This is a genomic window from Micromonospora sp. NPDC050417 (assembly GCF_044458865.1).
Taxonomy (GTDB): domain Bacteria; phylum Actinomycetota; class Actinomycetes; order Mycobacteriales; family Micromonosporaceae; genus Micromonospora_G.
In genome coordinates, this window is sequence record NZ_JBITIH010000019.1 from 91,615 (window position 1) to 104,280 (window position 12,666).

General features: G+C 67.4%; 12 protein-coding genes and 1 pseudogene. 8 read left to right on the forward strand and 5 right to left on the reverse strand.

What is annotated here, in order from left to right; all coding sequences use genetic code 11:
- Nucleotides 1-14 precede the first annotated feature (14 nt).
- Nucleotides 15-1,823 (reverse strand): aspartate--tRNA ligase, encoded by a 1,809-nt coding sequence (gene aspS / locus ACIBF5_RS23735; RefSeq protein ID WP_396815056.1) that lies wholly within the window; start codon nucleotides 1,821-1,823, stop codon nucleotides 15-17.
- A gap of 450 nt (nucleotides 1,824-2,273) precedes the next feature.
- Between aspS and ACIBF5_RS23740 the strand changes: the two genes are divergently transcribed.
- From ACIBF5_RS23740 to ACIBF5_RS23765, 6 genes are all read left to right on the forward strand, one after another.
- A complete protein-coding gene (locus ACIBF5_RS23740) occupies nucleotides 2,274-3,836 on the forward strand; it encodes an ABC transporter substrate-binding protein (protein WP_396815057.1) in 1,563 nt (520 codons plus the stop codon).
- A 123-nt stretch (nucleotides 3,837-3,959) separates the two neighbouring features.
- A complete protein-coding gene (locus ACIBF5_RS23745) occupies nucleotides 3,960-4,910 on the forward strand; it encodes an ABC transporter permease (RefSeq protein WP_396815124.1) in 951 nt (316 codons plus the stop codon).
- Nucleotides 4,907-5,812, forward strand: coding sequence for an ABC transporter permease (locus tag ACIBF5_RS23750; protein WP_396815058.1), 906 nt, complete (start codon nucleotides 4,907-4,909; stop codon nucleotides 5,810-5,812). The genes ACIBF5_RS23745 and ACIBF5_RS23750 overlap by 4 nt, the downstream gene beginning before the upstream one ends.
- Nucleotides 5,809-6,639 (forward strand): ATP-binding cassette domain-containing protein, encoded by an 831-nt coding sequence (locus tag ACIBF5_RS23755; protein ID WP_396815059.1) that lies wholly within the window; start codon nucleotides 5,809-5,811, stop codon nucleotides 6,637-6,639. The genes ACIBF5_RS23750 and ACIBF5_RS23755 overlap by 4 nt, the downstream gene beginning before the upstream one ends.
- On the forward strand, nucleotides 6,636-7,472 hold the full coding sequence (locus tag ACIBF5_RS23760; protein WP_396815060.1) for an ABC transporter ATP-binding protein: 837 nt from the start codon (nucleotides 6,636-6,638) through the stop codon (nucleotides 7,470-7,472). The genes ACIBF5_RS23755 and ACIBF5_RS23760 overlap by 4 nt, the downstream gene beginning before the upstream one ends.
- Nucleotides 7,469-8,257 (forward strand): DUF1684 domain-containing protein, encoded by a 789-nt coding sequence (locus tag ACIBF5_RS23765; RefSeq protein WP_396815061.1) that lies wholly within the window; start codon nucleotides 7,469-7,471, stop codon nucleotides 8,255-8,257. The genes ACIBF5_RS23760 and ACIBF5_RS23765 overlap by 4 nt, the downstream gene beginning before the upstream one ends.
- A 66-nt stretch (nucleotides 8,258-8,323) precedes the next feature.
- Here the strand turns inward: ACIBF5_RS23765 and ACIBF5_RS23770 are convergent, their stop codons facing one another.
- The 3 genes and pseudogenes from ACIBF5_RS23770 to ACIBF5_RS23780 all read right to left on the reverse strand — a co-directional run bounded on the left by ACIBF5_RS23770 (nucleotide 8,324) and on the right by ACIBF5_RS23780 (nucleotide 10,822).
- Nucleotides 8,324-8,938 carry an RloB family protein gene (locus tag ACIBF5_RS23770; protein ID WP_396815062.1) on the reverse strand — a complete coding sequence of 205 codons (615 nt, stop codon included), beginning with the start codon at nucleotides 8,936-8,938 and terminating at the stop codon, nucleotides 8,324-8,326.
- A gap of 9 nt (nucleotides 8,939-8,947) precedes the next feature.
- Nucleotides 8,948-10,252 (reverse strand): ATP/GTP-binding protein, encoded by a 1,305-nt coding sequence (locus ACIBF5_RS23775; RefSeq protein WP_396815063.1) that lies wholly within the window; start codon nucleotides 10,250-10,252, stop codon nucleotides 8,948-8,950.
- A 275-nt stretch (nucleotides 10,253-10,527) separates the two neighbouring features.
- Nucleotides 10,528-10,822, reverse strand: a pseudogene (locus ACIBF5_RS23780) (hypothetical protein).
- Between the two features lie 335 nt (nucleotides 10,823-11,157).
- Between ACIBF5_RS23780 and ACIBF5_RS23785 the strand changes: the two are divergent.
- Nucleotides 11,158-11,352, forward strand: coding sequence for an AlpA family transcriptional regulator (locus tag ACIBF5_RS23785; protein ID WP_121159761.1), 195 nt, complete (start codon nucleotides 11,158-11,160; stop codon nucleotides 11,350-11,352).
- Nucleotides 11,353-11,516: 164 nt separating this feature from the next.
- On the opposite strand, the gene ACIBF5_RS23790 is transcribed toward ACIBF5_RS23785, so the two are convergent.
- Entirely contained in the window at nucleotides 11,517-12,014 is a 498-nt protein-coding gene (locus tag ACIBF5_RS23790; RefSeq protein WP_396815064.1) for a YbhB/YbcL family Raf kinase inhibitor-like protein, read from the reverse strand.
- Nucleotides 12,015-12,350: 336 nt separating this feature from the next.
- Between ACIBF5_RS23790 and ACIBF5_RS23795 the strand changes: the two genes are divergently transcribed.
- A complete protein-coding gene (locus tag ACIBF5_RS23795) occupies nucleotides 12,351-12,653 on the forward strand; it encodes an urease subunit gamma (RefSeq protein WP_396815125.1) in 303 nt (100 codons plus the stop codon).
- Nucleotides 12,654-12,666: the final 13 nt, after the last annotated feature.

Here is a 12,666-nt window from a genome sequence, read left to right on the forward strand (position 1 = left end):
CGGGTCTGTCCGGCTCAGACCGGTTCGACCGGTGCGGCCACACCGGCGGTGCCGGCGGTGGCGGGAGTCGGCGGCTTCGGCTTGGCGTCGATGCCGGCCTCGGTCCGCTGCTGACCGGTGATCGGGGTCGGCGCACCGGTCAGCGGGTCGTACCCGCCCCGGGTCTTCGGGAAGGCGATCACCTCGCGGATCGACTCCGCACCGGCGAGCAGCATGCAGACCCGGTCCCAGCCGAACGCGATGCCGGCGTGCGGCGGCGGGCCGAACTTGAACGCCTCCAGCAGGAAGCCGAACTTGTCGGTCGCCTCCTCCGGGGAGATGCCGAGCAGGTCGAAGACCCGGCTCTGTACGTCTCCCCGGTGGATACGGACCGAGCCGCCACCGATCTCGTTGCCGTTGCAGACGATGTCGTACGCGTACGCCAGGGCCCGGTCCGGCGCCTCCTCGAAGCGCGCCTCCCAGTCGGCGTTCGGCGAGGTGAACGGGTGGTGCACGGCGGTCCAGCCGCCCTCGTCGGTGCGCTCGAACATCGGCGCGTCGACCACCCAGCAGAACGCCCAGGCGGATTCGTCGATCAGCCCCGACCGCTTGGCGATCTCGATCCGGGCCGCGCCGAGCAGTTCCTGCGCCTCGCGCTGGTTGGCGGAGGCGGCGAAGAAGACGGCGTCGCCGGGCTTGGCTCCGACGGCGTCGGCGAGCCCGCCGAGGTGCGCCTCGGAGAGGTTCTTCGCCACCGGTCCCCGGGCCTCGCCGGTCTCCGCGTCGAGCACCACGTACGCCAGGCCGCGCGCACCGCGCGACTTGGCCCAGTCCTGCCACCCGTCGAGTTCCTTGCGGGTCTGCGCGGCGCCACCGGGCATCACCACCGCACCGACGTAGCCTCCGGCGTCGATCGCGCCGGCGAAGACCCGGAACTCGGTGCCGCGCAGGTAGTCGGTGAGTTCGGTCAGCTCGACGCCGTAGCGCAGGTCGGGCTTGTCCGAGCCGTACCGGGACATCGCGTCGTGCCAGGTGATGCGCGGGATCGGCGAGCTGATCTGGTGTCCGGCCAGCTCACTCCAGAGCTTGCGGACGATCTCCTCACCGAGGTCGATCACGTCGTCCTCGGTGACGAAGGACATCTCGATGTCGAGCTGGGTGAACTCCGGCTGCCGGTCGGCGCGGAAGTCCTCGTCGCGGTAGCAGCGGGCGATCTGGTAGTAGCGCTCCATGCCGCCGACCATGAGTAGCTGCTTGAACAGCTGCGGGGACTGCGGCAGGGCGTACCAGGAACCGGGCTGGAGCCGGACCGGCACCAGGAAGTCGCGGGCACCCTCGGGGGTCGACCGGGTCAGGGTCGGGGTCTCGATCTCCAGGAAGTCGTGCCCGTGCAGCACACTCCGGGCGATCTGGTTGGCCTTGGAGCGCAGTCGCATGGCGTTCGCCGGGCCGCTGCGGCGCAGGTCGAGGTAGCGGTAGCGCAGGCGGATGTCGTCGCCGGCGACGACCTGGTCGTCCACGGGCAGCGGCAGCGGCGCGGCCTCGGAGAGGACCACCAGTTCGGTGGCGGTGACCTCGATCTCGCCGGTCGGCAACTCGGTGTTGTCGTTGCCCTCGGGGCGGCGGGTGACCTCCCCGGTGACCAGGACGCAGAACTCGTTGCGCAGCGCGTGGGCCGACTCCATGCCCTCACGGAACACCACCTGCACCACGCCGGAGGCGTCCCGCAGGTCGACGAAGATCACGCCGCCGTGGTCGCGTCGGCGGGCTACCCAGCCCGCGAGCTTCACCGTGCTGCCGGCGTGCGTCGCGCGCAGGCTGCCGGCGTCATGGGTACGGATCACGACAGGGCTCTCCTCATGGGTCCAGGATGTTGCCCCTGCATTCTGTCAGGGCAGCTCGGCGCACTCGGGGCCTCCCCCGGACCGTCCCGACCCGCCACCCCGTCCACGGGCGGCGTCCCGTCACAACGTGGTCAAGGTTACTCCGATCGGTCTGGTAGGGAATTGCGATCCGCGGGTAGGGTCGCTGCCATGAGCGTCGCGTATCCGTCCCAGTGTGCTGGGTCGATGGCCGGCGTCGCGCCGGTACGCGGCTGTTGTTGTTGTCGCTGACCGTCCCGTCGTCAGCACCATCGCCCTGCCCCGCCTGACCCGGCAAGCGGCCCTCCCGGCCAGCGCAACGCAGCGCAGCGGCGAGCGTACGACTCCCTCGCAGATCCGCCCTCCCGCGTCATCCATCGCACCCGATGTTGATCTTCGTCATCGTGGTCCGCCACTACCTGGAGCCGACAGATGCCCAGCCCCACCCCGGGACGTACGACACCCGGCCGCCATCTCCGCCGCCGACTCGGACTGCTGACCGCGGGCGCCGCGATCGGCGCCCTGCTGCTGAGCGCCTGCTCCAACGCCGGTGACACCGCGTCGGGCGGCGCCGGTGGCGCGGACCCGGACGCGACGATCACCATCGGGTCGCTGAACGAACCGACCACGCTGAACACCGTCAAGGGCGGCAACACCGGCCACGCCCAGGTGCTGCTCCGCAACGTGGTCGAGGGACTGACCGTACTCACCGACGACGGCAAGGTCGAGCCGCTGCTGGCGAAGTCGTGGGACGTCTCGCCGGAGGGCACGACCTACACGTTCCACCTCCAGCCGGGCGTCACCTTCTCCGACGGCACCCCACTCAAGGCCGCCGACGTGGTCGCCACCCTCAAGCGGGTGACCTCGGACGAGTCGACCAGCGCCCGCAAGAAGGACCTCTCGATCATGAAGACGATCGAGGCGCCGGACGACAGCACGGTGAAGATCGGGCTCAGCCAGCGGTCGCAGTCGTTCCTCTTCTACCTGACCACGACCGGGGCAGCGGTGACCAAGGCCGGTGCCGGCAACCCGGAGACGACCGTGGTCGGCACCGGGCCGTACACCGTCGGCGGCTGGAAGCAGGGCGACTCGATCACCCTGACCCGTAACGACAAGTACTGGGGCACGGCGCCGAAGAACAAGGAGGTGGTGTACCGCTTCTTCAAGGACACCACCGCCGAGAACAACGCCCTGCTCGCCGGCCAGCTCGACCTGGTGACCCAGGTGACCTCCCCGGACGTGCTCGCCCAGTTCGAGAACCGGCCCGAGTTCACCGTCGTCGAGGGCACCTCCACCACCAAGGAACTGTTCAACTTCAACGACGCGGTCGCCCCGTTCAACAACGTCGACGTACGCAAGGCGATCCGCCAGGCGACCGACCGCAAGGCGCTGCTGAACGCGGTCTGGGCCGAACGCGGGCAGATCCTCGGCTCGATGGTGCCGCCCACCGACCCCTGGTTCGAGGACCTGACCAGCATCGACGACCACAACGTCGAAAGCGCCAAGGCGCTGCTGGCCAAGGCCGGGTACGCCAACGGGCTCACCTTCACCGTCGACTACGTACCGTCCGACTCGATCAACATCGTGGCGCAGGGCCTGAAGAGCCAGCTCGCCCAGGCCGGCATCACCATCAACCTGAACCCGATCGACGACGCCACCTGGACCGACAAGGTCTACAAGAACCACAACTTCCAGGCCACGATCATGACCCACGTCAACCAACGTGACCTGATCTGGTACGGCGACCCGGACTTCTACTGGCAGTACGACAACCCGCAGGTCCAGCAGTGGGTGAAGCAGTCCGAGACCGCCGCCACCGAGGCGGAGCAGACCGAGCTGTTGAAGAAGGCGGCCCGGCAGATCTCCGAGGACGCGGCGAGCGACTGGCTCTTCCTCGACCCGGCGATCAAGGTGGCCTCCAGTGCGGTCAGCGGCTACCAGAAGAACCTCACCACGGACAGCTTCTATGTCGCCCCGATCAGCAAGCAGCGCTGAGTCACCCGTCAGCGCCTCCTGGCCGGCCGGTACCCGCTCCCCCGGGTCACCGGCCGGCCCCCGGCCGTACCCGGCTCCGGCGCGGCGCCGGTTCGGACAGCGCCGGCGGGGGTGGCGGTGACGATGCTCCGCTACCTGCTGCGCCGGCTCGGCTGGCTCGTCGGCTCGCTCTTCCTCGCCGGTTCGGCGGTCTTCTTCCTGCTCCGGGTGCTGCCCGGCGACCCAGCCGTCACCCTGCTCGCCGTCGGCTCGCCACCGGAGCAGATCGAGGCGATCCGGCACCAACTCGGCACCGACCGCCCTCTGCTCACCCAGTACGGCGACTGGTTCGGCGGGCTGTTCACCGGTGACCTCGGCGACAGCCTCTTCACCCGTACGCCGGTACTGGACCAGATCCTCGACCGGTTGCCGGTGACGCTGCCGCTGGCGCTGGGCGCGTTCGTCGCCTCGATCCTGGTCGCCGTACCGGTCGGGGTCTTCGCCGCGCTGCGCCGCCGCAACGCCAGCGGCCTCGCCGTCTCCGGGCTGGCCCAGATCGGCATCGCGCTGCCGATCTTCTGGGTCGGCATCGTGGTGGTCTGGCTCGTCGCCGTCCAGGGGCGACTGCTGCCGCCCGGCGGTTTCCCCCGCGCCGGCTGGCAGGACCCGGGCGCCGCCGTGCAGTCGCTGGTCCTGCCGGTGCTCACCCTCACCATCGCGCAGGCGTCACTGCTGGTCCGGTACGTCCGCTCGGCCACCCTCGACGTACTCGGCCAGGAATACCTGCGTACGGCCAGGTCGCTCGGGTACAGCCTGCCGAGGGCGCTGTGGCGGCACGGGTTGCGCAACGGCGCCGCACCGGTGGTGAACGTACTCGGGGTACTGCTCGCCGGTTCGCTGATCGGCACCGTCGTGATCGAGAGCGTCTTCGCCCTGCCCGGGCTCGGCAGCCTGCTGCTGACCAGTGTGAAGTCCCGGGATCTGCCCGTGGTGCAGGGCACGGTCTTCCTGATGACCGGAGCCGTGCTGCTGGTCGGACTCGCCGTCGACCTGATCCAACGGCTCATCGACCCCCGACTGCGAGGTCAGGCGTGACCGTACCGTTGCTGGAGCCCACCACCGCGCCGCCGGACGCCCCGGTCGCGGCCGGTCGTCGCACGCGCCTTCGCTGGTCGCCTTCGCTGGTCGCCGGGGCGGTGCTGCTCGGTCTGATCCTGGCACTCGCCCTGGTCAGCCTGGTGTGGACGCCGTACGCGCTGGACCAGGCGACCCCCGGCGGCCGGCTCGCCGGGCCGTCGGCGCAGCACTGGGCCGGCACCGACCGGCTCGGCCGGGACCAGTTCACCCAGCTCATGCTCGGGGCCAGGACCGCCGTCTGGGTCGGTACGGCCTCCGTCGCGGTGGCGTTCGCGCTCGGCCTGCCGCTCGGTCTGTTCGCCGCCTCCGCCGGCCGGGTCGCCGACGACGCGGTGATCGGCGTGATCGACATCCTGATCGCCTTCCCGACGCTGCTGCTGGCGATGCTGCTGGTCACCGTCTACGGCGCGTCGACCCTGGTCGCGATCATCGCGATCGGTGTCGGGGTGAGCGCCGAGGTGGCCCGGCTGACCCGGATCTCGGCCAGCCGGATCTTCACCCAGGACTACGTACTCGCCGCACGGACCTCCGGCACCGGACCGATCATGATCCTGGTCCGGCATGTGCTGCCGAACATCTGGCACACCCTGCTGGTCCAGGCCACCCTGGCGTTCGGCGTCGCGGTGATCGCCGAGGCGTCGCTGTCGTACCTCGGTCTCGGCACCCCGCCGCCCGCCCCGTCCTGGGGCCGGATGCTCCAGGAGGCCCAGCCGACGGTGAGCGTCGCCCCCTGGAACGTGCTGCTGCCCGGCATCGCGGTCGCGATCGCGGTGATCGGCGTCAACCTGCTCGGCGACGGCCTCCGCGAAACCCTCGACCCGCAGTTACGGCGTCACCGGCGAACGGGAGTGACGCGATGAGCATCCTCACCGCCGAACAGCTCACCGTCACCCTCGACGACCGCCCGCTGGTCCAGGACATCTCCCTCGAACTGGGCGCCCGCGACCGGGTCGGCCTGATCGGCGAGTCCGGCTCGGGCAAGTCGTTGACCGCGCTCGCCCTGCTCGGTCTGCTCCCCGAAGGCATGCGGGTCAGCGGCCGGATCACCGTCGACGGCCGGGACCTGGTCGGTGCACCGGACCGCGACTGGCGACGGGTACGCGGCAACACCGTCAGTCTGGTCTTCCAGGAGCCGTTGACCGCGCTCGACCCGCTGATGCCGATCGGCCGTCAGATCGCCGGACCACTCCGCCTGCACCAGGGACTCAACCGGGCCGACGCACAGACGCGGACAGTCGAATGGGTCCGCCGCGTCGGTCTGCCGGAGCCGGAACGCCTGGTCCGGGCACTGCCGCACGAGATCTCCGGCGGTCAGCGGCAGCGGGTCGCACTGGCGATGGCGCTCGCCTGCCGGCCGAGGGTGCTGATCGCCGACGAGCCGACCACCGCGCTCGACGTGACCGTGCAGGCGCAGATCCTGGCCCTGCTCGACGAACTGATCGAGGAGACCTCGGTGGCGCTGCTCTTCATCAGCCACGACCTGCCGGTGGTGGCCAAGCTGGCACAACGGCTGATCGTGATGCGCGACGGTCGGGTGGAGGAGTCCGGCGCCACCGACGACGTGCTGCGCCGCCCCCGGTCCGCGTACGCCCGGCACCTGGTCGCCAGCGCCGCCCAGGTGACCCGCCTGGTCACCGGGGCCGCCGGTGCCTCCGCGCCGCTCGCTGACGGGACGGTTCGGAAATGAGCGCCCCGCTGCTCGCCGGTCACGCGTTGACGCGTCAGTACCCCGGTCGCCCCCGGCCCGCCCTCGACCAGGTCGACGTCAGCGTCGACAGTGGTGCCAGCCTCGGCATCGTCGGTGAGTCCGGCGCGGGCAAGAGCACCCTGCTCCGCCTCCTGCTCGGCGTCGACCGACCCACGTCGGGCGCGGTGCTCTTCGGCGGCCAGCCGTTGGGCCGGGTGCCCCGGCGCGACTTCCGGCGCCAGGTGCAGGTGGTCTTCCAGGACCCGCGCTCGTCGTTGAACCCTCGGATGTCGGTCGCGTCGATCGTCGCCGAGCCACTGCGCTCACTGAAGATCGGCAAGGACCGGGCGGAACGGGCCGACCGGGTCGCCGAGGTGCTGACCGCCGTGGGGCTGAACCCCGACGACGGCCGGCGCTACCCGCACGAGTTCTCCGGTGGACAGCGGCAACGGATCGCCATCGCCCGGGCACTCGCCCCGTCACCCAAACTGCTGCTGGCCGACGAACCAGTCAGCGCCCTCGACGTCTCCGTACGTCTCCAGATCCTCGACCTGCTGCGGGGGTTGGTCGACACACTCGGCCTGACCCTGGTGCTGGTCTCGCACGACCTGGCGATCGTCAGCCAGCTCTGCCAGCAGGTGATGGTGATGCGCGACGGCCGGGTGGTCGAGGCGGGTCCGACCGCGACGGTGTTGGAGCGACCGACCCAGGACTACACCCGTGCGCTACTCGCCGCGATCCCCCAACTTCCCGCCGATCTGGCTGTTCCGCTCCCGGACGGGGCGGCGTTTTCGACCGCGTTTTCGAGTTCCCGAACCGAGGAGACGGCATGACTGTCGACATCGATGTGACCAGCGACAACTTCGCCGACGAGTGGCGAAAATGGCACGACCAGCGGGAGACGAAGGTCTCCTCCCCCGGTGGTGACCTGACCCTGACCGGCACCAACTGGATCTCCGACGGCACGGTCATCGAGGGCGTGCCGGGACGCTGGTCGGTCGAGAACGGTGTGGTCCGGGTCGACGACGCCGACGGGCTCACCGTCGACGGCGAACCGGTCACCGAGGCGGTCATCCGCGACGGCCAGTGGCTCGCCGTGGGTGACGTCGCGCTGGTCATCATCCGCCGGGGCGACGACACCGCCGTACGCACCTACGACCCGCACGCCGAGGCGGTGCGCCAGTTCGCCGGCATCGACGCGTTCGTCCCGGACCCGGCGTGGGTGGTCACCGCCGAGTTCCGCCCGGCCGAGGTGAACCGCACCGAGAACGTGGTGCACACCAACTCGGGTCGCGAGGTCGACTACCAGGTCATCGGGACGTTCTCGTTCACGGTGGACGGTCACGAGGTCGAACTGATCGGCCTGGACACCGGTCACGTCGGCGAAGCGCACATCACCTTCCGGGACGCGACCAGCGGCAAGCAGTCGTACGCCGCCTCGCGGTTCCTGTTCGTGCCGCTACCGACCGGACCGGGGCCGGTGACGCTGGACTTCAACCGGGTGGAGTTGCCGCCGTGCGCGTTCTCGGACGCCTTCATCTGCCCGCTCCCACCCCGGCAGAACATTCTTCCGTTCCCCGTCGAAGCCGGCGAGCAGCGCATCCGCAACCAGGCCTAACCACGTTAGGAACCTTGCCGGCCACGACCACGGCTCGGTCAGTTATCCTACTGTGATTCCGGCCGATTAACCTGGGATTAGCGCCGAAACCAGCACGTGCACGCCCGTTCCGGGGTTCATCGGAATTGCCTGCACATCCTCCACTGTATTGGCTTGAACAGAGGCTCGCCTGACCGCATCCCGGTAGTTGACGTACGCAAAGTCCCGCGGCAACTTCTTGTCCGCGCACCCATAGGGGCGGAGCAAGCGACGAAGTTCACTTGACTGGATGTTGACTGTCCGGTCCTTGAAGTGCCAGAGAATCCAAAGCTCGAAGCAAGGATTCGTTATAGCGATTGAAATCTTCTCTCGCCTTGCGAGAGAAATAGCATTCGACAAGGTATCGTGGCGATCAACATCAATCACACACCACGCCGAGTCGTACCCGTCATTACCTAGATCTCTGTTCTGGCCCTCTTTGCGTAAGCGCACGGCCTCCAGAACAATTCGCAAGGGGTCCCTGCCTAGGCCAACGATGTCTAGTGCCCGAATATCGACGCCTGTCGCCTTGACATACTGGGCCAGCCCCCGGAAGTATTGAGGCTCGGTAACTTTTCCCTCCGTTACCACAAGGATACGGGAGCGCTCACTTCGGGTTCCCCGTCGCCTTTCAAGGCTTCTCCCACCGACCCCATGAACCATGCGAGGACCTTAGTCGGCAAGTAGCGCCTGCTTCAACTCCTCGATAGCAATCAACGGGATTGCCCCATATCTCCCTTGTAGGTAACGACGTTCAAAATTGTCCTTTGATCGCGTCGAAAATTCCGCAAGGGAGTACAGGCGACTAACGCCTGCGGCATCCTTCTCCGTAAACCAAATCTCGTCGGCCCCGAGCAGATCTCCATGAACGCTCCCCAGCAAGGAGGTGTCATGTGACGTGAAGATCAATTGCGCACCGGTCCGGTTCAGGTCCCGGTCCCTGAAGAGGTTTATCAGGGCAGCCGAGAGCTTTGGATGAAGACTCGAATCCACCTCATCGACCACAAAAATATCTCCGGATCGTATGGATTCGACAGCCGGAACGGCGAGAGCAAGCCAAGCGACGGTCCCGCTACTCTCTTGCGATATATCGAGTGCAGGCAATGAATCTTGTTCACGAACATGCACGAACTTCAGGCTCTTACGAACCACCTCAAACAGTTGATCAACCGAAAACATGTCGGCCGGGGCATCAGAAAATTCTCTCACTGCATCAACAAACTTCGACAACCTTTCACGCATCTCATCAGACACCGCCGTGTCCTCGACCTGCAGGTTCGTGATCCCCACATCGGCGAATCGCAGAAGAGCCGTGGCTTCTCGGATTGACCTCTCATCGCTCAACATACCAATAACTCCACGAAGCCTCGTCTGCTGGTCAGACTCGTCAACCTCAGCAAAGTGGATGTTGTGTGAGATTTCGTCGTACAACCTCAGAAGAACGGGATGTTTATTTGTAGCAGCAAGCGATAAGTACAGCGTAGAATCTGTCAACGCTTTACTGATTCTAATATTGTCACCCGCGAGATGGCGCCCGAAGGAGGTCTTACCCCCGACTACCCGCTCGAAAAGCATGCGCCTTCGCCCGGACGGGTACGAATAAAGCCATTCCTCCGCAATGACAGACGTGGAACTGAAGCCATACGTGTACCGAGTTCCATCAACAGTAAGGTCTAATTCGTACAGCGAAGGCCGATTTGTCGAGCTAGCATCCAAAACAAATGGATAGTGCGGAAAAAACCCGCGCTCACTCCAGGCGGTTGCCGACCTACGCACCGCCGACACCATAAATCTGAGTCCATCTATAACAGTCGACTTACCTGAGGCATTTGCCCCGTAGATCCCGGAAGTCCGGACGGTTACGGATGTCCAGTCACCTCTGGCCGGCGCAGCCCCCTTCATCGTGCTCGCCACCAGGGATAGCTCTACTTCGTCCCGCACCGACCTGTGATTCGCTAGCCGAAATCGGAGGAGCATGATCCTCGTCCTCCTTTGCGCTTAGGGCGCACCCTGGGCCGCCTCTTGGACCTTTTCTACCACAGGGCGGCGCGAAACGGTGCGTAGGACACCGTCATGTTCGGCAATCGCTGCCCTCAGGGTCTCATCCTGACTGAGGGCCGTTGCGAAGCGCGGCAACGACCTCAAGAGAGGCACCGTCGGGCACGCTTCCACTCCCAGACACTGTCCGATTCGCCCGCCGCTCGATAACGGGAGAAGCATTCCCGAAGCACACACTGGCCGCGTGGGCGACCTTAGGTCATGTGACGGCCAGTCCAGCCGAGAAATCTGGCGAAAAGGTCCGCCGGGTCGGGACCGGGGTTCTGGGTCAGACAGTAGAGATCGACTGCCGCCTCGTGCAGGACTGTCCGAGAGGTAGATCGCGAGCGAGACGCGGTCGTGGGCGTACTCGCGCCAGAGGAGGAGGCGAACAGGCGCGCAGGGCCAGGGGGCGGCGCAGGTCCGGCAAATCCAGAGCGGGCGCAGCGGGAGGTGCTGGCGTTGCTGGAGCGGTGACGTGGTCACCAGCGACCGCCGTTGGCCCGCCAGCGCTGGGCCGGGGTGGGATAACCGGGCCGCCCGACGCGGGGGTTTGCGACGGTCAACGCGCTCCAGTTCGGGCGGTGGTCCCGGTCAGAGCGAACGACGGAACCTGCCTGCGGCTCGTACGGGACGGGCGCCCGGCGGTCGGGGCAGGAGGTCCAACGCGATCCACAGGAGCACCAACGACGGAACCGCCGCCAGGTACAGCGGTGGATGGGTGCCAGTGGGATCGGTTTAAGCGCTCTCCGCAGGGGCATACCGACGAGCTTCACAAGGGGTTGACAGGTAGTCAACCCCCCTGTTGACAACTTGCCTACCCCCGTTCGTCGGATGGTGCACCGATGCAGGTGATGGCGCTCGCTGAGGTGGCAGATCTTCTCGGGGTCAGCCGCCAACGAGCCGCGATCCTGGTCGATCGAGCCGACTTCCCCGCGCCGATCGCCAACCTCACCGTGGGACGGATCTGGTCGGCGGCGGATGTGCAGGCATACGCGGAGAAGCGCAAGCAGCGGTTGGACGGATCCGGCTCAAGCTGACCGGTTCAGGCCACCAGAACCCGGAACAGTGGGCCTCACCCGATCCGCACCCACGCCTGACGTGAGCATCCACAGGACGCCACGATCGTCAGGTGCTGTGCCGCCTGTCTCATGGCGTGTCGCGCGGCAGAGCACCTGACGATCGTGGGAGCCGAGACCAGACCTCAGGGGTTGCCGTAGAGGCCGGTGAGGGTGCCGGTACGGATGGCCGCCGCTTCGATCGCCCTGCGGGCTTCGCCGGCTTCGGTGCCGGCGAGTAGGCCGATCTTCTGCTTCAGGGCGTACACGGTGAACCGGTAGCGGTGTTCGCCGCTCGGCGGACAGGGCGGTGTCCAGTTCGCGCCACCGGCGGAGTTCGACGCCTGGAGCAGGTCCGCTGGCAGGTCACCGGCCGGGATCTCCCTGGTGGCGGCCGGGATGTCGTAGGCGATCCAGTGCACGTACGTGAAGCCCGGCGCGTGCGGGTCGTCCACGATCAACGCGAACGCGGCTGCCTCGCCGACGTCGCCGGACCCGGCCAGCGGCGGCCGCTCGCTGCCACCCTTGCAGGTGTACCGCTCGGGTATCCGCTCACCCTCGGCAAAGGCCGAACTGATGACCGTGATCGTCTTCGCCGGACTGGCCGCCGCCGTCGGACTGGCCGCCGACGTCGGACTCGCCACTATCGTCGGGTCGCCCGTCGACATGGGATAAACCGGCGATGCCTCCCCGCATCCGGTCAGCAGTGAAGCGACCGCCACCAGTACGATCAGGCTGGCCGTCCGGGTCACCGCCCGTCACCGGCCCCCATGTATGGGCTGCCCTGGTTCCACAACCGACCGCTGTCCCATCCCCCGTGTCCTCTCCCCGGCAACTCGGCAACGCTGCGTACATCGACGAAGCTACCGGGACCGACCGGCTCGCGAGGCCCCGTGAGCAGCGACCATAGGTCGTAACACCTGCGCAACGTGCGACTGGCACCATCCACAATGTTCGCTCCACTGTCCGGAGGTACGGCATTGTTCCTCACCCGACATGAGCAGGACCGGTTGCTCATCCACGTCGCCGCCGACGTCGCCTGGCGTCGCCGCGAGCGTGGGCTGCGACTGAACCTCCCCGAGGCGACGGCGGTGATCACCGCGTTCCTGCTGGAGGGGGCGCGCGACGGCCGCAGCGTCGCCGATCTGATGGACGCCGGGCGGCATGTGCTCGGCCGTGAGGACGTGCTCGACGGGGTGCCCGAGATGCTGCCGGAAGTGCAGGTGGAGGCGACCTTCCCGGACGGCACGAAGCTGGTCACCGTACACGACCCGATCTCCTAGACAGGGGTCCGTC